Genomic DNA, 18,563 nt, shown 5'->3' with positions numbered 1-18,563 from the left:
GGGGTGATCTGAATGAAGAAATACAGGATATTGATCGCAAAACCCGGCCTGGATGGGCACGACCGCGGGGCAAAGGTGGTGGCTCACGCCCTGCGCGATGCAGGTTTTGAGGTCATATACACAGGTTTGAGGCAAACGCCCGAACAGATCGTGAAAACTGCCATTCAGGAAGACGTCGATCTGATAGGACTTTCGATCCTGTCAGGGGCGCATCTGCAACTGTCGAAGAAAGTCATCGATCTGATGAAAAAAGAAGGCATAGGACATGTACCGGTCTTCGTCGGTGGCATCATCCCTCCGGACGATGTGCCAAAGCTGCTCGAGATAGGTGTGTGTCGTGTGTTCGGACCCGGAACACCGCTGTCGAAAATCGTTCAGGAGGTCAAAGAAGTTCTGGAAGGAGTGACGAGCGCAAATGGATCATAAAAACATCGCCAGACTCATAACCTTGCTGGAGAACACGCCCGAGAAGGCGAGGGAAATATTGACCAGTCTGCCCAGAAGAACGGCCCCGGTGATCGGTTTCACGGGTAGCCCCGGAGTCGGTAAAAGCACGCTGATAGATCAAGTGATCGCAAAACTCAGATCCTCAGGAAAAACGGTCGCAGTCGTCGCAGTTGATCCTTCGAGTCCGTTCAGCCAAGGAGCTTTTCTGGGTGACAGGGTAAGAATGAAGAAACATTTTCTGGACGACGGTGTTTTCATACGCAGTATGGCGTCACGCGGAGCCTTGGGTGGTTTGAACGAAAGCATCTACGATGTTGTGGAGTTGCTCGAATCTGTCGGTTTCGATTACGTTCTGGTGGAAACCGTGGGAGTTGGGCAGGCCGAGGTCGAAGTGCGGTACGTGGCCGATGTGGTGGTGCTGGTCCTGTCACCGGGTTTCGGGGACGAGATGCAGCTTCTGAAGGCCGGCATCATGGAGATCGCAGACATATACGTGGTGAACAAAGCGGATCTGGTGGGAAGCGATTCTCTGTATGACCAATTGGTGAGTTTCCTCACGTTCGCTGGTCGGGACGTTTCGAGCGTGGTGAAGACCTCCGCTCTGAACGCGCATGGAATCGAAGAACTGGTGAACAAAATAACAACGCTCTGGGAGAAACTCGTAGAAACTGGGAAGCTGAAAGAACTGAGAAGGCAGAGGATGAAGCACCACGCAGAAAATCTTGCGAGGAGGACTCTGCAGAAGTATCTTTCGCTCGCAGATCTGGAAGATCCCTACGAAGGCGTGGAAGCGGCACTCAGATCGATGTGCGAACGCTTAAAAAATGGTCAGGGGGGAGGGACTTGAACCCTCGACCTCCGGACCCCGATTCCGGCGTTCTGGCCAACTGAACTACCCCCTGAGCCAATAAAAATGATACCACACACGGAGGACCTTGACAACTGTCAGAAAGTCAAAACCGCTTGCACAAAAAAGAGGATCGTGGTAGAATGGATAATGCGGGGCGTGGCGCAGGTTGGCTAGCGCGCTTGCATGGGGCGCAAGAGGTCGCTGGTTCAAGTCCAGTCGCCCCGACCAGGCGGCGGTTGCCGCCTTTTCTAAAAACGACACTTGACCATTTGAAAGAGTTGTTGTAAGATAACCTTGGTTGCCCCCATCGTCTAGCGGCCTAGGACACTGGCCTTTCAAGCCAGAAGCAGGGGTTCGAATCCCCTTGGGGGCGCCAGAATGAAAAGTAGGACCGCTCCGTACGGAGCGGTTTTTCATGCCCGTACGTCTTGAAAACAAAAGTGCGGGTCGCGTTCGACCCGCCATCAGCAAGATTGAAAAACCGATTTCAACCCTGGCTCCGGCGGCAGGACTCGAACCTGCAACCTAGTGGTTAACAGCCACCCGCTCTGCCGGTTGAGCTACGCCGGAGCGAATTGTTTTCGCTAATTATTCTATCAAAGGCTCATCCCATTTCAAGTGTAGATTTGTTTACTCTTGAATTAACGATGAAACGGGCGAGGCTCATGTGGAAGAACTTGCCAAAGCAGGTGAAACGGTATCTGCTCTTTTATTCTCTGAGCGGTTTTTCTTTTTCAGCTATCATTGCCGCTCCAACTCTTGGAAGATTGCTCAACATCTCGATAGAAGATATCGGATGGCTCTTCAGTGCTGTTTACGTTTTTCAGGCCATCCTCACGTACTTCTTGGGAAAGAAGTTCGAGACGATCAGCGTGAACTACGGTTACGCGATCGCAAGAACTTTCTTCGCCATAGGGAGTTTGTCCTTCATCTTCACGAGGAATGTCTACGCGTTCGTGGTCGCTCAACTCTTGCTCGGTGTCACGGACGTTTTCTATCCTTGCCAGGTCATGTACGAAAGGGCACTGTTCTCACCGAAGCAGCGCGAAGAGATCTATTCGATGCAATTCTTGGTCACCGAGTTCACCAAGGCCGTGGTTTACTTCCTACTCGTCTTCGTTCTGGCGAGACAGATGAAAGATCTGAGATTCCTCACCTTCATCTTCGGTTCCATATTCGTTGCGAATCTGTTCTACGCATTCTCTTTAGTGAAGGTGCTGGCACACGTTGAAACTGGTTCGAGCCTGCACGAAAGTCACGTTCTCGCTGGAAACACGAATGGGGCGTTCATTTCCATGATGCTCCATCAGTACCTGGCGTATCTGTCGTTCAGCTTCTCGAGCTTTCTGATCATCTCTTATTACCTCATGGACCACTTCAAGTTGGACAGCTCTTCCCCCTTCCTGTTCGAGATGATCTTTTCGATCTCTGTGGTTGTGTCGTACCTGTGGAAGAAAAGGCTCAATTCCAGTTCGGTCAGGAATCTCGTCGTTAGTTCTGTTTTGATCATCCTCGTGTTCGTCGCCTGGTTCGTGCCGAACGTGTACGTGTTTTTCATTTCGCACACGGTCATGGGTCTTGGGTACATACTGTGGTTTCCAGCCAAGGAGCACATAAAGATGAGCCTTTCACCGAGGGAGCTCGGCAGGTGGGAAGGTTTCTTCCAGGGACTCAACATCTTGAGCAGAACTTTCATACCTGTGCTTTCAACTCAGATCGCAGGGAAGCTCGGCCACAGGTGGGTGTTTTTAACATCTTCACTCATCTTCACAGCGAGTCTGATCAGCGCGATACCGGCGATGAGATGGTATCGCAGACACGTTGAGAAAGTCAAGGCTTGAAGAGTTCTTCCGCGTTCTTCACGATGGTCTCCACCGCGTCTTCTATGTCCATGTCCAAAATCTTCGCTATTTCTTCAACGACAAACCTCACGTAGATCGGTTCGTTCCTCCTGCCCCTCACTGGTTGCGGAGCCAGGTAAGGACAGTCGGTCTCAATCAGGATGTTTTCGATTCCCACCACCCTCACAACGCGTCTGAGCGTGTGGTTGTTCGGATAGGTGACCGGACCACCGATACCTATATACATGCCGAGTTCAACGAACTTCAACGCCCATTCCTCATCAGCGGAGAAGGCATGTACGACACCACCGCTCGTTGGCAGTCCAACCTTGCTGAGAATTTCGTAAGCTTCATCGTAAGCGTCCCTGATGTGAACTATTACAGGCATGTCCACATCTTTTGCGAACTTCAACTGCTTCTCGAAGACCTCGCGCTGTAACTCTTTCGGAGAAAGCATCCTGTAATAATCCAGACCACACTCTCCGATCGCGACGACCTTTTCGTTTTTCAGCAATTCCTCGAAAGTGTGAAGGAAATCTTCCGGAGCACCCGAAGCTTCGTGGGGATGGATCCCTATGGAGCAATAGAGTTTTTCGTATTTTTCACTCAAGGCTATGGCTTTTTTCGAGTCTTCAACATCTATACCCACGTTGACGACGAAGGCGAATTTGTGCGAATCGAGCTTCTTGATGATCTGATCCAGATCCTTCTCGAACTGGTGAAAATGAAGGTGCGCGTGTGTGTCTATTAGTCTCACGGCTTTGAAACCTCCTTTCACAGTTAGAATTGTATCAGGAGAAAGGTGCATGGCCTGGATAAAGAAACCCTGGCTCGCGCTGAGTTTGATGCTCATTCTGGGTATTCTTTCAGCCTCACAACTTCCGAAGCTGAAGGTGAGGGCTTATTTCAAGTCACAGGTTTCCAGAGAATCGCGATACGTCGCTGCGGAAAGAGAAATATCGAGAACCTTTTATCTCAGGGACGTGGCCATCGTCGCCGTACCTTACAGAACCCGTGAAGAAGTTCTCGACACGGTTCAGAACCTTCGAAACCTCGACGGAGTTCTGATGGTGATCAATCCGTTCGAATTTCCACTCACCATGGCCAACAACACCGCACTGGCTCAGAGGTTGAGACTGATCGGCCAGTTTGAGGGAAAAGATTACGCACTGCTGGTTGTGTTCATCTCGAAGAGTCCTGAAGATACTTCCCGAAGGATCTACAAAACCATCGCACCGAAAGGCGGTTTGGTCTTTGGAATATCCTACATCGGTGCGATGGCCATGGATTACGTGAAGATGATCCTTTCCTATCTTACCCCGGTAGCGTTGCTGATCATGTTTTTCGTGTTCTACTTCACTCTGAAGAACTTCTGGGCTGCGGTACTCGCGTTCCTTCCGAGCGTACTCGCCACGGTTTATCTGCTCGGCTTCTACGCCGCGATCGACAAACCCGTGACGATGGAAAACGTCCTGATGCCCTTCATCACGCTGATAATGGGGAGCTCCGCAGCGCTGCACTACGTCAACAGGTACTTGAGCTTGACAGACCCCAACAGGTTCGAAAGGGCCTACATCTCTTTCCGTGAAACCTTCTTCGCTTTACTGATGACGGTCCTAACAACGGTTGTAGGGTTTTTGAGCCTCGGTCTGACGAGCTCGCCTGTGATGAGAGAACTGGGCTTCAGCGGTGCACTCGGTGTTGCGACGGCAGGAGCGACTACATTCGTTTTTCTACCACCCACAGTCACTTTGCTGGACATCAGAAGATCGCCACGAACGACCACGATCAGTGGAACGTTGAGGAACAGGTGGATGAACATCCTCATCTTTCTTGGTCTATTCATCTTCTTCTGCACCTTCGCTGGAAGGGTGGAGGCAGAGTTCCATTCGTTGATTTTCTTCAGATCCGGCTCCAAGGTCATGAAAGGTGCCAGGGTAATCGAAGCGATTGCGGGCATAAAGGTTCCCATATTCTTGAAGATCGATCTCAACGTGGACGTGCAGAGTCGAGAAGGCCTCGAATCGCTGAAGATGGTGAGAGACAGTCTGAAGGATCACTGCGAAAGGACTTTCTCACTGCTGGATCTGTACGAGCTGCTACCACAACCTCTCAGAAATCTCGTTCTGGCGATCCTGCCTGAAGGCATCCTTTTTGACCGGAAGAACAATTCCGCACTCATGCTGGCCTTTCCAAAGCGTGTCGATAGTAAAACGTACAGGCGGATCGAAACGATCGCGTCTTCTCTCGCTGAAGGTTCGATAAAGTCGATCAAACTCTCTGGTGAAGACTTCAAGTACATGGAAATGAACGAATTCGTCATAGAGAATCTGCGTACCAGTTTAGTTTTTGCGCTGCTTGCCATCGCGCTCATGATGGGTTTCACGCTCAGAAATTTCAAACTCGGCCTCGTCGCGTGTTTACCCATCGCGATGACGCTGTTGAGTCTCTACGGGGCGATGGGATTGTTCAGAATTCCTCTGAACGCCATCAGCGCATGCCTCATGAACATAGTGCTCGGTGCGGGTATCGATTATGCGATACACTTCGGTTGTGCGTATCTGAAACACAAATCCGTGGTGGAAGCCTACATGCTCACACGAAAACCCATCGTTGCTAACGCGTTCGGCGTTGCTCTGGGATTCTCTGTGTTGTTCCTTTCACCCATGAAGGTTCACGTGCACATAGCAACGCTCATATTCGTTGGTATGTTGCTCGCTGCGATGTACAGTTTGCTGTTGCTCCCGTCGTTGCTATCACAGAACATCAAAACTCGATGATCGTTCATGCTGAAGCGACGAACGTTCTGATCGGTCTCCATCTTAGATTTTTCCGTTGATCGATTCCATCCTTCTCTTCGACAATGTCCTTAGCGATTTCACAACACCGAAGACGACCAAGCAGAGGATCGTTCCTGTCAGTGCACCTGAGATGTCGATCACGACATCGTTGAGTGAAGCGCCTCTCCCTCTGAACTGTTGAAAATATTCGTCCAGACTTGCCACGAGCGCAGCCAGCGAAACACCCATGAGCGTTGCGATCAACAAGCTTCGAGAATACACCAGCGCGAACCAAAAAGCCACGATCCCGAGTATCATGTACAGACCAAAATGTGCAGATTTCCGAACGAGCTCGATCGATGGCATCTTCTTGTTGCCGAACCAGAGCCTGTTCAAGCCATTCCTGATCTTCGTGAAAAGCTCCGTCTGTGAAAAGTCCAGCATCTGGTCGATCTTTTTCAAAACGGTGTAGGCCCAGCGAGCTTGCTTAGAAGAAACGATCGCGTTTCTGGTACCGAAATAGAAAACGACGACGATCCAGAAAAGCAAAACGCATGTCAGTACTGAAGTCCATTTGCTCACCGTTCCTCGCTCCCTTCAATCCTATTCTGCCATTCTCAAATGAAGTGTTGATGACTCGTCACGACATGCTCTGTTTCTTCCCTGCTTCAAACTTGGCCGGATGAAAAAAAGCGTCGCGGTACTCCTGGTGGAACAGAAGGTTCAGGAAGCCCTGGAGATAGCCAGCAGAGGTTACGTGCTCCAGACAGGAAGGATCGTCGCACACGGTACAGGGAAAGAGCTACTCGAGAGCGATCTGGTGAAGAAGGCGTATCTGGGTATGTGAACCGTTGCGGTCAACAGCTTGGTGAAGAAAAATGGGCCCGAAGGGGCCCATCTTCTTTCCAGAGTGTTCTCAGATTTTGAACTTTCTCACCTGCTCTACCAAACTCTCCGCGATCGAAGACATCTCTTCAGACAGACTGCTCACACCCTGGCTCGCGTTCGCCTGCTCTTTCACCGCCTTCGTCATTTCTTCTATCTGGTGTGCTATCGTGCTGATCGACTTCGTCGCTGTGTCCATCGCACTGCTCATCTCTTCAGCCGCCGCACTCTGTTCCTCTGCACTCGCCGCCAGGCTCTCTATCTGACTCACCATACCGTCTATCTGCTCCGCTATCTTCCTGAACTGACCCTCCACCCCTTCTGCATCTTTGCTTATCCCCTCAACCACTCCCACAACTTCTTTCGTCGCCCCATCCGCCTTCATCGCACCCTGACTTATCTGACTCAGTATCTGTCCTATCCGGTCCGTCGCTCTCTTGCTCTCTTCTGCAAGCTTCCTTATCTCGTCCGCAACCACCGCAAAACCTCTGCCTGCTTCTCCCGCCCTCGCTGCCTCTATCGCCGCGTTCAACGCCAAAAGGTTCGTCTGCTCTGCTATCGAGTTGATCGTCTGAAGTATCTGACCTATGTTCTTGGCCTGCTGGCTCAGCTCGCTCACCACTACGGCCGTCTGTTCCACTTTGTCTTTCGCTTGTCTTATCATCTCCACTATGTTCTTTATGGCCTTCTCTCCTTCCTTCGCAGCAGCGTTCACCTGGCTGGATCTTTCAGAAAGCATCTGGGCAGCTTTGGATACGTTCTGTGCACTGGCTGCAACTTCTTCTATGCCGCTTGTGACTTCTTCTATCGAAGCGGACGCGTTCTGGACAGATCTGTTGACTTCTTCCATCTGCGATGCAAGCTCTTCTGATGAGGCGCTCAGTTCCTGTGCAGTGCTTGCAAGATTCTGTGCAGAATCGTGGACCTGCGTGGAAGATTCGTTTATGATCTTCACAGACTCTCTCAAGGTGTCTGCCATCTGGTTGAGTGCCTGGGCCATCTGTGCAACTTCGTCTCTGCCTTTCGCTTCGAACCTGACCGTGAGGTCTCCTTTGCCAAACTCGAGCGCCCTTCCCGCAAGAGTCTTGATGGGTTTGGAAATCGAGGTACTCGTGTACAGTATTAAAGCCGCCATGATCGCCGCAAGAACGATGAAGATGATGATTATTGGAATCGTCAAACCTTTGACCGTCGAAAGGATCTGCTTTTCTGGCACGCTCACGAGGAAAGACCAACCCTCCGCATAATGCAGCGGTGCGTAGAAAACGTACTCAATTTCGCCTTTGGGGTTGGTGATCTTTCCAAATCCAGATTCCTTGGCGAGGGCTTTCTTGGCAACGTCTTCGAGACCTTTGAAACCTTGTTTCGAGGCGTCCAGAACGTTCAGTTTCATCAAATAATCTGAATTCGGGTGCGCCACGATCTGCCCCTTCGAATCGATCACCCAGCCGTAACCACTCTTACCAACCTTGATCCCGGATGCGATCTTGCTTATCGTATCGAGCAGCACAGTGGCACCGAACAAACCCAGGGTTTTTCCCGAACTGTCCTTCACCACGGTGGCGATCACGAAGATGTTCTTCCCGGTGGCCTTTGACACGAGCGCATCGCTGACAACCACAGAGTAATTCTGCTTCATGATCTTGTTGAAGTATTCTCTGTCCGCGACGTTAGCGACACTTCCAGCCGTCGTCGGAGCGCTACCGTCCGGATACGCTATGAACGCCATTTCGATGTACGGTTTATTTTTCAAGCGTGGTGGTAGATAGTTCTCCATCAGATCTTTCCAGTCGCCCGACTTGAGAGCGTTCATGACGGCGTTAGTTCCCGCAAGCCACTCTACTTCCTTGATCACTCCGTAGAGCCATTCGTCCACGATGCCTGAAGCTTTACTGGCTATCTCGGAGCTGCTTTCTTCTACGTAGTCTGTGACCGTAGAGTTGCTGAGCAAATAGCTCACCAATCCTGCCACGATCAGACCTGCAACCACAGGTAGCAGTATCAACAGTAGCATCTTGGCTCTCAGAGATTTCATTTTGCATGCCTCCTTCGATCGAAGTGCAAAGTTTTATTCAAGTTTTGATCTTTCAAGATTATATGTTTTGCACAGAGCTCTGTTAACAATTAAAATTGTGTTTTACCGGTAAAAAATGCTTTCAAATCATATTGCATGGAAAACCTTTCACCTCCGAACCATCAAACTTTTTAACGATCATATTGCTTTATTATTTTTTTTTCTACCGTTGTGCGATCGCGGCGTGGTAAAATGTGATGGACTACACTACCGAGGGGGCGATAGGCATGAAGAAATTTGTGGTGCTTTCAGCACTGCTACTCACCGTTGTTGCTTTAGCTTACGAAACGCAGGTGAACTTCCTGAACTACCAATCCATCACCTACAGAGTCTCCGTAGACGAAAGAACGGCCACCGTGTTGCTGCAGTTCGACAAGTTAAAGCAGGGAGGTTACGAAGTCACCTACAGCGTCAAGTTCACCGTTGAGGACGAGTTCGATTACGAGGCCTTCGCTTTACCGTACATCTACACGATGCTGAGCTACGCGTACAATCCAGCTTTTTTGCAGTTTTTGCAGATGGTGGATCTGGACAGACCATCGACGCTGAACTTCTATGGTATGAAGATCGTCTACGAGAAGGACGAAAAAGTGGGCAAGTACACAGGAAGGCGCTTCAGTTTCTATTCGAACGATCAAAAACTCTTCAGCTGGGTGGCGTCAAAGGAAATAGATCTGATACTCAAATTCGAGTTGCCGGATCAGGGCTACGTGGCCGAACTGGTGGATTTCCGAAAGAGATGAAAACGTCGTGTGAAAGCTTGAGATGAAAAACTGCACGTGGTTGTGATCGACCTTAGCAACGAGCAAGATCCACAACGATCGCACTTCGAAGTTCAACGTTGCTGTCTTTCAGGAGGCAGGATGTGAAAGGAAAAGAGAAACTTCTGAACCGTGTAAAGATTCTGCTCAAACTGGCGCTGCTTCTGATAAGCGCCTCTTTGAGTTTCATGTTGTTTCTCATCGTCGTCGCGCTGTTCAACCTTCCGTACATTCGCCGGGCGGTGTTTGGAAAGTTGCCGTTCGAAATCGAGAAGAAACCCTGGTCACGGGTGAAAACCTTCCAGTACATGAAGAACCTCTGGATCGATGTGTTCTATCCCCGCACCGAACCGAGAGGGATCGTTCTCTTCGCCCACGGTGGTGGCTGGATAAGTGGCTATAGAAGACAACCCAACAACCTTTCTTGGTACAGGTTCCTCGTTTCGAAGGGATTCATCGTCGCGACGATCGACTATTCTCGCGGGTACAGAGCCAAGATAGACCAGCTGATCGAGGAACTGAGTCGAGCGATCGTTTTTCTCGACGAAAACAGATCGAAGCTAAACCTTGCCGACCTACCCATTTCGCTCATGGGACTGTCTGCCGGGGGACATCTGGCACTGCTCACCGCGGCGAGGATGTACAGGTCTGTCAAAAATGTGGTTGCTTACTACGCTCCGTGCGATCTGAAAGACATCCTCGAATCGTCCTCGCTGTTCGCCAGGATCGCGCTGATCGCCACGCTGAAAAGATTTCCCCTCATATCGAGTGACGTGCTTCAAAAATATTCTCCCATCAACGTTGTACACGAACTCATGCCACCGGTCCTGCTGGTCCACGGTAAGAAGGATTCCGTCGTTCCGTACCAGTCGTCAGTCAAAATGTACAGGAAGCTCAAACGGCTCGGTTGTCGTGTTGTTTTGTTGACGCACCACAAAGCCGACCACGGTTTTGAATTCGTCCTGAGAGACGACGAAACCAGACGAATTCTGGAGAAAACGGTAGAATTTCTCTCAGAAGGTGGTCAGGTTGAACGTATCCTTTGAATATCGAAAGAAGCCCATAGAGTTCACGCTGGGCTACATATTCAAAGCGAAAAAGTTCAGAGCGGCCCTGCTGAAATTCCACACGCTGTACGAAAGGCCTGTGAAGGGTACGGAGATCGTTGAAACTTTCCTGTTTGAACCGAAGGAGAACGTGCTGGGAAATCTCTTCGTCCTGCACGGCCTCGGTTCGACGAACGTGCCGTTCTTGCTCTGGATGGCGACTCACCTTGCCAACGCGGGCGTTCGCGTGCTGATGCCCATACTGCCGGGCAACTTCACGCGCGTTGCGCACGGTTCTACCAGTGGAAAAGATTTCTTCGATACGAACGTTGAGCGCGCCGTAAGGTTCTGGGAACAATCCGTCGTCGACGTGCTGAGCGTCGTAGACTGGATGAAGCAAGAAGGTCTCTGGCTTGCAAAAACTCACCTGTTCGGCTTCTGCCTTGGGGGCATGGTCGCGGTGTTGCTCAACGCGGTGAGCGACGATTTCGAAAGAACGATCCTGATGACCGTGGGCGGTGAGATGGCCACGTTGCTGTGGTACTCTCCTACGCTGGCCTTCTTCAGAAGGAACGAAAAGCTCCTCAGGGAAGCTCCGTACGGTGTTGGGCAGAAGGAGAGCTTTTTGAAGATGTTCGACGAAGATATCAGGAAACTATCGCAGTTCGAAACCGTGGAGCAGATGCAACGTTCGGACATTCATCCCTACTTGAAGCTCGATCCGCTCGCCTACGCCAAATTCGTGAAGAGAGACAGGATAATCTTCGTCGAGGCGCTCTTCGATAGGGCCTTGCCCAAGAGGAGCAGAAAGCTCCTGTGGGAAGCGCTCGGAAGACCAAAACGTTACATCATACCGTCTGGCCACGTCACGTGGCTACCTTTCGAGTACGCCGTGTGCAGGTTCGTCCTCAGGAGTATGGGCGTCAGAGAACTTCGAAAACAGCTCGAGCTGCTCAGGAGGGTAGAACTCGAAGAGAAGAAATGAGGTTGAGTGAAGCCGAACTGAAGGAGAGGATAGAAAAACTTTACAGGATTCTGCAGAACTGCAACCTTTGTCCGAGAAGCTGTGGTGTGAACAGGTCCGTTTCGAAGAACGGTGCCTGTAAGACGAACGCCAGGCCTCTCGTTTCGAGTTTCGGACCGCACTTCGGTGAGGAAAGCTTTCTTGTGGGGCTTGGCGGGTCTGGAACGATATTCTTCACCAACTGCAACCTCAACTGCGTCTTCTGTCAGAACTGGGAGATAAGCCAGATGGGTGTGGGGGAAGAAATAGACGTTGAAGATCTCTCAAAGATCATGCTCAGGCTCCAGAGGATGGGCTGTCACAACATCAATTTGGTGAGCCCGACGCACCAGGTTCCCATGATCGTCGAAGCTTTGTCTAAAGCCTGGAAAGAGGGCTTGAAGATTCCCATCGTGTACAACTGTGGTGGCTATGAGTCCGTCGAGACACTGAGACTTCTCGACGGCATCGTGGACATATACATGCCCGATTTCAAGTACGGAGACGACGAGAAAGCATTCAAATATTCGCGAGTGTCGAATTACACCAGCGTCGCCAGAAGCGCGCTCGAAGAAATGTACAGGCAGGTTGGACCGCTCAGGATAGAAAACGGAATAGCCGTTCGCGGCGTCTTCGTGAGACATTTAGTCATGCCGAACGATGTATCTTCAAGCGAAAGGGTGCTCGAACTGATCGCATCCGTCTCCACAGACATTCCCGTGAACATCATGGCGCAGTACTACCCCGCCTACAGGGCACGGGAATATCCCGAGCTGGGCAGGCGCATCGCTCGTGAAGAGCTCGTGAAAGTGGTCAACAAAGCCAGATCTCTCGGGCTGAAAATCGTCAGCTGACACGCTTCAAAAAGTCGTTCTTCAGAAGTACGTCGATCACATCCTGAGTCGTCTTTGCGTCTACGTTCAAATAAGTCGAGGCGAAGGTTATCGTCGCGTCGTAGTCCCGAAGGTACCGTGCACAGAGCTGTATCAGTTCTCCAAGGTTCACGATCTCTCTCTTCTCCGAGAGCTCCCCCGCTTTGTCGAACCACTCGTAACCCAGTGGCCCTTCGGTCGACGGAGTTATGCGAACTTTCGCCTTCAAGGGTTCAATTCTCTCACCGTGAGCCCTTTTCACCACGTTCGCAACGATGTCGGCGCCAAACTTTCCATCCACCTTTTTCAGGAAACCGTTCAATCTTCCGTAGGCGTGTTCGATTACGTACTCTGGCACTGCGTGCGCCAGTTCTAAAGTTCTCAGAACCGCTTTTCCAACCCATTCGAACATCGTTGGATCGCACTTGTCCGGTGTGTCGTCGCTCGTGTGGTAGTACCTGTCTGGCCATTGACCGAGGAAGGGAGAAGGCACAGAGTAATTTTCGAAGACCGAGTGGTCCGAACCGGATTTGAACGTGCTGCGGTAGAACCTCCTGGTGAAGGAATCGGAGCTCGACGGTGCGAACAACAGCATCGAATCGTACAAAAGCTCATCGTAGAACGTGTTCAGAAGCGGTGGTGTTTCGTGAAGCAGCAGGGTCGAACCTGTTTTCTGCTGGTCCTCTCCAACCATGTCTAAATTGATCACGAACTCGTAATCGTTGTGCTGGGCTGCGTACGGAATACTGCCGTAGAACTCTGGCAACAGTACCACGTCCACCCCGAACGTTAGAGATTTTTCCCTGAGCTCTCTGCAGAGGTGCAGGGCCAGCGCGGCACCGGAGGCGTTGTCGTTCGCACCCGGACTCGGATGACACAGATGCGCCACGATACCGATCTTCTTGTTAAGAGAACCAGTAAAGCGTATCCTGAGAACCTTCATCGTACCGACCTTCAGCTCGCTGTCCACGAAGAGTCTCACCTTGAAACCTTTGTTCGCAAAGTTCTTCAAAAACTGGTACTGTCTGTAAGTGAGAGAAAAACCGAAGGCTCCGTGCTGACTGGCCTTCAGCGTGTGTGGCAATGCGAGATAGTTCGTCGTATCTGGCATCTGGTTCGGCGTTCTACCGATCGATTCATCCTGAGCCCTCATGAAGTAAACGAGCAAACATTTTGCGTTGCGTTCCTCGACGAACTGCTTGAACGCCTTCGACGGGTTCATCTGCACGAGCACGGCTTTGTCCGACAGATCCCCTGTGTAACTTTCATCGACGAGCTCTAAGGTTTTCCAGCCACCGGTCGGATTACTCCCGAACAGCACCGAAGTTTTGCAGGATCTGAAACTGCTGAGGAAAGTCCGAGGATTTTCGAGCCACAGTTCCGCATCTCTGATGTTCCACACCATCGTCGAATCGAAGTTACCGTATTTGATGCCACCTGTGGGATATTCGAACACCTCGATCTGGCTCTCCTCTATCCCCCAAGAGATCAAGAGCTCCTTCAATCTCTCCTCCAAAAGGCTGTACTCATCACTACCCCTCGCCCTGTGGAACTGACTGATGAACCTCACCGTGTCGAGAACCTGCTGCCCATCCACGCGTGCACCCTCCCGAAAAAGATTCTAAGGGCGAACCTGTTCAGGATGAAAAATTAGAGTTTTCTTAAAAACCAGAACAAAAATCTTTCATGGGAGGACAATAGAAATGGAAACGAAAAAACCACAGGAGGTGGTTGAGGTGAAAAGGTTCTTAGCACTGACAGTGGCACTGGTGATTTTGGCAGCAGCGGTGAGTTTTGCAGCAGGAAGGTTCGGAAACGTTCCACAGGTGAATAGGTTCGTACCTGCTCCGCAGATGCAGAGGTTCGCTCCGGCTTGGAAGGAGCCAGTAGCACCGGCACCGAGATACCAAGCGAGACAGCAACTCACTTACGAAGAGATGTTCAAAGACATGAACCTCACCAAGGAGCAGGCCCAGCAGATGCTCGACGCGATCGAGGAAGCCAAGGCAAAGCTCGAAGCACTCGAAAAGGAATACAAAGATCTTTACGATCAGTCCAAGAACATGACAGTCTACGAGTTCAGGAACAAGGTCAGAGAACTCAATCAAAAACGTGCGGAGATCATGCAGCAGCTGCGTGAAAGGCTCGAACAAACCATCAGGGTTGAACAGCTACAACAGCTGATGCAAACTTACAGACTCAGAAGGATCGTGAAATACGGTGATCCGAGGTTTGGCTGGAAGTTTGACGGATTCAGAGGACCAGCGTTCCTGGACGAAGAGTTCATCGACGCGCTCGAAGAATACATCAAGTGAGTCCCCACCCCCAGGAAGGCGCCGGCTCCAAGCCGGCGCTTTTTTTATTGGTAAAATTAAATTTTAGGAGTGTGAACGATGGAACGGTACGAAGGCTACGAATCCCAGGCCGAACCAAGGATAGTTGAAGAAAGCATCATCGTGATGGACGAAGCGGTGAAACAGAGTCCAAAGATCGTCGGTATTCCAACTGGGGTCGAAGGTCTGGACGAGCTGTTCTTCACGGTGGAGGTTAAGGACGGGAAGCCTGTCAAGAAACCGCTCGGGGGAATTCCGGCTTACGCCGTCATCAACGTCACAGGGGTTTCGGACACTGGAAAATCGCTCCTCGTAGAACAGTTTGCAGTTGCCCAGGCGGTGCGTGGTGAAAGGGTGGCGTTCATAACAGTTGAATCCCCAGCAGTTTTCGTGGCGAGGGGGCTTGAGGTACGCGCCGCCGCGATGGGTTACGATCCTGGTAAGATCGAGAAGAACATAATCTTGATCGATGCGGCTTCCCACGCGACCTTGAGGGAGAACATCCCAGATCTGCTCACAACGCTCGCGCACGTTATAAAGGAATACAAGGTGAGGTTCGTGGTCATAGATTCCGTCACCGGACTTTATGAGAACAGAGAAGTTGCCGCACGCACGATCGTGCGCCGATTGTTCAACTTCATGAAGAAATGGTACCAGACAGCATTGTTCGTTTCACAAAAGCGAAGCGGACACGAAGAACTCACCGCCGAGGCCGCTGGAGGATACGCGGTGAGCCACATTGTGGACGGTTGTTTCGTTCTTGCGAAGGAACTTGTGGACAGTCCTTACAAGTCAAAAGTATATGGAAAACCGGTTGGAGACATCGTTAGACTCTTCAGAATCGATGGATGCAGGCTTTCGGGTCACGATACCCGGACCTACATCATGGAAATCACGGAAACAGGTCTCGTGAGGATCACCAATCCGCTCGGTGGGAGGTGAGAAGCATGATCTTAGAACCAAAACCTGCAGATTTAGAAAAACAGATCGAACAGATGGCCACGAAGGTCCTGTTCAAATCGATCGAGTTGCTCGGGGGTCTCAACAAACTCGCCCAGCACAGGAACCTGACCTGGCTGGCATCGCTCGCGCGTGCGTGCATCGCCGTTGTCCTGAAACAGGAGTACGCGAAGAGCGACGAGTTCATAGCGCAGTATCTGGGTACCTCCAGCGCCACGGTCAAGAATATTCTGAAGGCAGACCCCGAAGCGGTGAAGAAACGCCTGGAGGACATAGACAAATTCTGTGAAGAAGAAAAGAAGGATTTGAAAGTGCACACCGCGGGTGCGGTGGCGAAGCTGGCCTACAAACTCGTCAAGCGGGAAAGCGGCACGGGCACGCTGTTCGAGGAATCCGCCGTTTGAAAATCGGAACGTCAGACCCGAAATAGAACGTCAAAGACAGGTGCAAAAGATTTTTTAAATCGCCACGATTCGTGTATCATTTTTCCCATTGTATCGGCTTCTTCGTGTAGCTCTTATACAGAAGCAGTACGAAGTCCAGAACCTTCCGGTATCTCACCTGCACTGCCAGTCTGCTCAAAAGATCTTCCGGCTCAGCGCTGTGGACAATGGCCTCCAGGAGTTCGAATGGGGTGTAAATTCTCAGCCTCTCTACTTTCAAAATCTTCGCCAGATTTTCGAGCAATCTGAGGGACACCTTCTTGGAATCTTCGAAGAACGCCAGAGCCTCGAGCCTCAGACGGGGAAGTATGAAAGATTCGTACTGTTGCTCTGCGGGCAGATGGGTGGGAACTTTGATGCCGAGCAAGGCTGCCGCGATGTCTCTCTCTTCGACGCTGAGCTTCGTATACATCTGCTTCAAAACGTCCTCGTCGCTCGAAAGGTAGTAGTATTCACCGTGCAGTTTTCCAAAATAGGCGAGCGTGTCGAGATAGCCTTCGATGAAGTATTTCCTGATCACTTCTCTGTCGAAGTTCATCACGTTCCCGAAATGTTCCCTCGGCCTGATGTATCCGATGCGGTTCCGATCACGGAAAACTCTCAGATAATCCAGTATGTCCGTCAGCCCGATCGTGCCTATGTCCACAACGAGTATGTTCTCCCAGCCTTTCTCAACCGCCATGCGCACCGGGACGTTGCTGTAGATACCACCGTCGATGAAGAGCTTTCCAGAGATCTCCTCTCTTTTGAACAGAGGAAAGTTGGCGCTGGAGAGTATGTAGTCGGCGAGCAGGCCTTCAGGGATATCTTCTATGTAGAGCGTGTAGGGTTTCAAATCGCTGATGCAGTAAGTCACGAGGCCGTAGTGAACTTTCGAATTCCTTATCCTATCTTCCGGCAGCAGGGTTTTCAATTTTTCCCTCAACGGACCGATGTCTATACCTCCACTCTGGATCAAATCCCTCGCGACCTCAAAGGCTTTAAAGATGTTGACCTCGAAAAGTCCTCCTGTCAGGATCTTTTTCATCTCTTCAGGAACGTTCATCACATCTTCGAAGTCCACCTCGAGCCAGGCCCTTTCGGCGAAGTCGTAATCACCGTAGGCGATGAGAGCACCGTTGATCGCTCCCACGGAGGTTCCGTAAACGGCAACGATGTCTATGTTCAGCTCACGTAACGCTTTCCATACACCTATCTGATAAGCCCCACGCGCGCCCCCACCGGAAAGCACCAACGCCACGCTCGTCGCGGCTGCCAGAAACGCGTTCATGCTCCCACCCAGCAACATTATAATTTGAGATTGGAGGTGTTCACGATGATGCGGTTCATGTTGAAATCGAAGCTCCACATGGCCACGGTGACAGAAAAGAACTTGGAGTACGAAGGAAGTATAGAAATAGATGAAGAGCTCATGAAAGCGGTGGATCTGAAAGAGAACGAACTCGTCTTGGTGGCGGATGTGAACAACGGTGCGAGGTTCGAAACCTACGTGATAAAAGGAAAACCGAACAGCGGTGTGATAGCTTTGAATGGAGCCGCCGCAAGGTTGGTGGAAGTTGGAGATAAGATCATCATCATGAGCTTCGGTCTGTTCAACGAAGATGAATACGCCGGCCCCAGGGTAGCGATACTTGGAGATGGAAACCGAATAAAGGAACTGAAAAACTGAGCCAGCCACAAGGGCTGGCTTAGATCAAATTTTAGGAGAGTGTCACCAGTACTTGAAGACCTTAAAAACAAGCGCTGGCTTATTGTCTGAGCTTTTAGTAGCCTCTGGGAGAAACTTTTGTACATCATCAAGATCAAGGCTACCTGTATAACTTATCGTAACTGTCGCGGTACCTGTTTGATCCCAGCTTTGACTTACAACTGTAAGGTTGAAGTCTGTAGGACTAGAGCTGAGATAGCCAGTGTCCACCAGTTTCTGGATATTATTATTGAGTTCGGTGGGGTCTTTTCTTTCGACATATACGTAGCTCTCAACAGCGGTTTTTATGTTCCTCATCGTGGCAGCCACACGTGCTGCGTTCGCTCGCCTGACAGCATTCCACGCCGTCGGTGTCACAATCGACAGCAACGCTGCGATCACTGCCAGAACGATCAAAAGTTCAATCAGTGTGAAACCTCTCGACATACCTCTGAGTTTCTTCATACACCTTCACCTCCGCCTGCGCTTTTATTTTATCATACAACGCCCCATCAAAAAATGCAAACTCTTCGTTCCGTAAAGAGATAGTTCCAAAAAAGAAGTTTCATTCGGCTTCAGCA

19 protein-coding genes and 4 tRNA genes are annotated in these 18,563 nt (G+C 50.8%); 15 read left to right on the top strand and 8 right to left on the bottom strand.

Going from position 1 to position 18,563, the window contains the following annotated elements; translation table 11 throughout:
* Positions 1-12: 12 nt before the first annotated feature.
* Both TSP01S_RS04795 and meaB read left to right on the top strand, forming a co-directional pair.
* Positions 13-426, top strand: a complete 414-nt coding sequence (locus tag TSP01S_RS04795; protein WP_041076931.1) for a cobalamin B12-binding domain-containing protein — start codon at positions 13-15, stop codon at positions 424-426.
* The gene (gene meaB, locus TSP01S_RS10165; RefSeq protein ID WP_082021645.1) at positions 416-1,294 is read left to right on the top strand and encodes a methylmalonyl Co-A mutase-associated GTPase MeaB; all 879 of its coding nucleotides are present in this window, start codon (positions 416-418) and stop codon (positions 1,292-1,294) included. Before TSP01S_RS04795 ends, meaB begins: the two co-directional genes overlap by 11 nt.
* Here meaB and TSP01S_RS04790 read toward each other — a convergent pair.
* Positions 1,273-1,349: transfer RNA gene (locus TSP01S_RS04790), tRNA-Pro, on the bottom strand. The genes meaB and TSP01S_RS04790 overlap by 22 nt on opposite strands.
* 98 nt (positions 1,350-1,447) lie before the next feature.
* Between TSP01S_RS04790 and TSP01S_RS04785 the strand changes: the two genes are divergently transcribed.
* Both TSP01S_RS04785 and TSP01S_RS04780 read left to right on the top strand, forming a co-directional pair.
* Positions 1,448-1,525, top strand: a tRNA-Pro gene (locus TSP01S_RS04785).
* A gap of 72 nt (positions 1,526-1,597) precedes the next feature.
* Positions 1,598-1,673, top strand: a tRNA-Glu gene (locus tag TSP01S_RS04780).
* Positions 1,674-1,791: 118 nt separating this feature from the next.
* Here TSP01S_RS04780 and TSP01S_RS04775 read toward each other — a convergent pair.
* Positions 1,792-1,867, bottom strand: a tRNA-Asn gene (locus tag TSP01S_RS04775).
* A 95-nt stretch (positions 1,868-1,962) separates the two neighbouring features.
* Here TSP01S_RS04775 and TSP01S_RS04770 point away from each other — a divergent pair.
* Positions 1,963-3,138 (top strand): MFS transporter, encoded by a 1,176-nt coding sequence (locus tag TSP01S_RS04770; protein WP_231848612.1) that lies wholly within the window; start codon positions 1,963-1,965, stop codon positions 3,136-3,138.
* Here TSP01S_RS04770 and TSP01S_RS04765 read toward each other — a convergent pair.
* Positions 3,128-3,895: a TatD family hydrolase gene (locus TSP01S_RS04765; protein WP_041076927.1), complete on the bottom strand. Its 768-nt coding sequence runs from the start codon at positions 3,893-3,895 to the stop codon at positions 3,128-3,130. The two genes, TSP01S_RS04770 and TSP01S_RS04765, sit on opposite strands and share 11 nt — an antisense overlap.
* Positions 3,896-3,944: 49 nt before the next feature.
* Between TSP01S_RS04765 and TSP01S_RS04760 the strand changes: the two genes are divergently transcribed.
* Entirely contained in the window at positions 3,945-5,918 is a 1,974-nt protein-coding gene (locus tag TSP01S_RS04760) for an efflux RND transporter permease subunit (protein ID WP_041076925.1), read from the top strand.
* A 42-nt stretch (positions 5,919-5,960) separates the two neighbouring features.
* Here the strand turns inward: TSP01S_RS04760 and TSP01S_RS04755 are convergent, their stop codons facing one another.
* Positions 5,961-6,500, bottom strand: a complete 540-nt coding sequence (locus TSP01S_RS04755) for a VanZ family protein (RefSeq protein WP_041076923.1) — start codon at positions 6,498-6,500, stop codon at positions 5,961-5,963.
* Positions 6,501-6,600: 100 nt separating this feature from the next.
* Between TSP01S_RS04755 and TSP01S_RS10225 the strand changes: the two genes are divergently transcribed.
* Positions 6,601-6,765, top strand: coding sequence for an ATP-binding cassette domain-containing protein (locus TSP01S_RS10225; protein WP_197538913.1), 165 nt, complete (start codon positions 6,601-6,603; stop codon positions 6,763-6,765).
* Positions 6,766-6,834: 69 nt separating this feature from the next.
* Here TSP01S_RS10225 and TSP01S_RS04745 read toward each other — a convergent pair whose 3' ends face one another.
* On the bottom strand, positions 6,835-8,838 hold the full coding sequence (locus TSP01S_RS04745) for a methyl-accepting chemotaxis protein (protein ID WP_041076921.1): 2,004 nt from the start codon (positions 8,836-8,838) through the stop codon (positions 6,835-6,837).
* 266 nt (positions 8,839-9,104) lie between these two features.
* Between TSP01S_RS04745 and TSP01S_RS04740 the strand changes: the two genes are divergently transcribed.
* The 4 genes from TSP01S_RS04740 to TSP01S_RS04725 all read left to right on the top strand — a co-directional run bounded on the left by TSP01S_RS04740 (position 9,105) and on the right by TSP01S_RS04725 (position 12,541).
* Positions 9,105-9,620 (top strand): hypothetical protein, encoded by a 516-nt coding sequence (locus tag TSP01S_RS04740; protein ID WP_041076919.1) that lies wholly within the window; start codon positions 9,105-9,107, stop codon positions 9,618-9,620.
* A 122-nt stretch (positions 9,621-9,742) separates the two neighbouring features.
* Positions 9,743-10,684: an alpha/beta hydrolase family protein gene (locus TSP01S_RS04735; RefSeq protein WP_231848611.1), complete on the top strand. Its 942-nt coding sequence runs from the start codon at positions 9,743-9,745 to the stop codon at positions 10,682-10,684.
* Entirely contained in the window at positions 10,668-11,669 is a 1,002-nt protein-coding gene (locus TSP01S_RS04730; protein WP_052463505.1) for an alpha/beta hydrolase, read from the top strand. The genes TSP01S_RS04735 and TSP01S_RS04730 overlap by 17 nt, the downstream gene beginning before the upstream one ends.
* Positions 11,666-12,541 carry a radical SAM protein gene (locus TSP01S_RS04725; RefSeq protein WP_041076916.1) on the top strand — a complete coding sequence of 292 codons (876 nt, stop codon included), beginning with the start codon at positions 11,666-11,668 and terminating at the stop codon, positions 12,539-12,541. Before TSP01S_RS04730 ends, TSP01S_RS04725 begins: the two co-directional genes overlap by 4 nt.
* Here the strand turns inward: TSP01S_RS04725 and TSP01S_RS10050 are convergent.
* Positions 12,534-14,156, bottom strand: coding sequence for a DUF4910 domain-containing protein (locus tag TSP01S_RS10050; RefSeq protein WP_052463504.1), 1,623 nt, complete (start codon positions 14,154-14,156; stop codon positions 12,534-12,536). The genes TSP01S_RS04725 and TSP01S_RS10050 overlap by 8 nt on opposite strands.
* A gap of 139 nt (positions 14,157-14,295) precedes the next feature.
* On the opposite strand from TSP01S_RS10050, the gene TSP01S_RS04715 reads away from it, so the two are divergent.
* The 3 genes from TSP01S_RS04715 to TSP01S_RS04705 all read left to right on the top strand — a co-directional run bounded on the left by TSP01S_RS04715 (position 14,296) and on the right by TSP01S_RS04705 (position 16,256).
* Positions 14,296-14,874 (top strand): coiled-coil domain-containing protein, encoded by a 579-nt coding sequence (locus TSP01S_RS04715; RefSeq protein WP_144380634.1) that lies wholly within the window; start codon positions 14,296-14,298, stop codon positions 14,872-14,874.
* 78 nt (positions 14,875-14,952) lie between these two features.
* Positions 14,953-15,834 carry a KaiC domain-containing protein gene (locus tag TSP01S_RS04710; protein ID WP_041076914.1) on the top strand — a complete coding sequence of 294 codons (882 nt, stop codon included), beginning with the start codon at positions 14,953-14,955 and terminating at the stop codon, positions 15,832-15,834.
* 5 nt (positions 15,835-15,839) lie between these two features.
* Positions 15,840-16,256: a hypothetical protein gene (locus TSP01S_RS04705; protein WP_052463503.1), complete on the top strand. Its 417-nt coding sequence runs from the start codon at positions 15,840-15,842 to the stop codon at positions 16,254-16,256.
* 76 nt (positions 16,257-16,332) lie between these two features.
* On the opposite strand, the gene TSP01S_RS04700 is transcribed toward TSP01S_RS04705, so the two are convergent.
* Positions 16,333-17,565: a patatin-like phospholipase family protein gene (locus TSP01S_RS04700; protein WP_041076912.1), complete on the bottom strand. Its 1,233-nt coding sequence runs from the start codon at positions 17,563-17,565 to the stop codon at positions 16,333-16,335.
* Between the two features lie 45 nt (positions 17,566-17,610).
* On the opposite strand from TSP01S_RS04700, the gene panD reads away from it, so the two are divergent.
* Positions 17,611-17,964: an aspartate 1-decarboxylase gene (gene panD / locus TSP01S_RS04695; RefSeq protein WP_041076910.1), complete on the top strand. Its 354-nt coding sequence runs from the start codon at positions 17,611-17,613 to the stop codon at positions 17,962-17,964.
* A gap of 42 nt (positions 17,965-18,006) precedes the next feature.
* Here the strand turns inward: panD and TSP01S_RS04690 are convergent, their stop codons facing one another.
* Entirely contained in the window at positions 18,007-18,447 is a 441-nt protein-coding gene (locus TSP01S_RS04690; protein ID WP_231848610.1) for a type II secretion system protein, read from the bottom strand.
* Positions 18,448-18,563: the final 116 nt, after the last annotated feature.

Origin of the sequence: Thermotoga caldifontis AZM44c09 (assembly GCF_000828655.1) — a bacterium.
Taxonomy (GTDB): domain Bacteria; phylum Thermotogota; class Thermotogae; order Thermotogales; family DSM-5069; genus Pseudothermotoga_A; species Pseudothermotoga_A caldifontis.
This window is presented reverse-complemented; position numbering and strand designations above follow the sequence as displayed.

What these genes read in the sequence shown, in the direction of transcription:
- TSP01S_RS10225 (WP_197538913.1), top strand. Translation starts at nt 6,601, where the DNA reads ATGAAAAAAAGCGTCGCGGTACTCCTGGTGGAACAGAAGGTTCAGGAA.
- TSP01S_RS04740 (WP_041076919.1), top strand. Translation starts at nt 9,105, where the DNA reads ATGAAGAAATTTGTGGTGCTTTCAGCACTGCTACTCACCGTTGTTGCT.
- TSP01S_RS04710 (WP_041076914.1), top strand. Translation starts at nt 14,953, where the DNA reads ATGGAACGGTACGAAGGCTACGAATCCCAGGCCGAACCAAGGATAGTT.
- TSP01S_RS04705 (WP_052463503.1), top strand. Translation starts at nt 15,840, where the DNA reads ATGATCTTAGAACCAAAACCTGCAGATTTAGAAAAACAGATCGAACAG.
- TSP01S_RS04690 (WP_231848610.1), bottom strand. Translation starts at nt 18,447, where the DNA reads ATGAAGAAACTCAGAGGTATGTCGAGAGGTTTCACACTGATTGAACTT.
- meaB (WP_082021645.1), top strand. Translation starts at nt 416, where the DNA reads ATGGATCATAAAAACATCGCCAGACTCATAACCTTGCTGGAGAACACG.
- TSP01S_RS04745 (WP_041076921.1), bottom strand. Translation starts at nt 8,838, where the DNA reads ATGAAATCTCTGAGAGCCAAGATGCTACTGTTGATACTGCTACCTGTG.
- TSP01S_RS04700 (WP_041076912.1), bottom strand. Translation starts at nt 17,565, where the DNA reads ATGAACGCGTTTCTGGCAGCCGCGACGAGCGTGGCGTTGGTGCTTTCC.
- TSP01S_RS04770 (WP_231848612.1), top strand. Translation starts at nt 1,963, where the DNA reads ATGTGGAAGAACTTGCCAAAGCAGGTGAAACGGTATCTGCTCTTTTAT.
- TSP01S_RS04795 (WP_041076931.1), top strand. Translation starts at nt 13, where the DNA reads ATGAAGAAATACAGGATATTGATCGCAAAACCCGGCCTGGATGGGCAC.
- panD (WP_041076910.1), top strand. Translation starts at nt 17,611, where the DNA reads ATGATGCGGTTCATGTTGAAATCGAAGCTCCACATGGCCACGGTGACA.
- TSP01S_RS04725 (WP_041076916.1), top strand. Translation starts at nt 11,666, where the DNA reads ATGAGGTTGAGTGAAGCCGAACTGAAGGAGAGGATAGAAAAACTTTAC.
- TSP01S_RS04760 (WP_041076925.1), top strand. Translation starts at nt 3,945, where the DNA reads ATGGCCTGGATAAAGAAACCCTGGCTCGCGCTGAGTTTGATGCTCATT.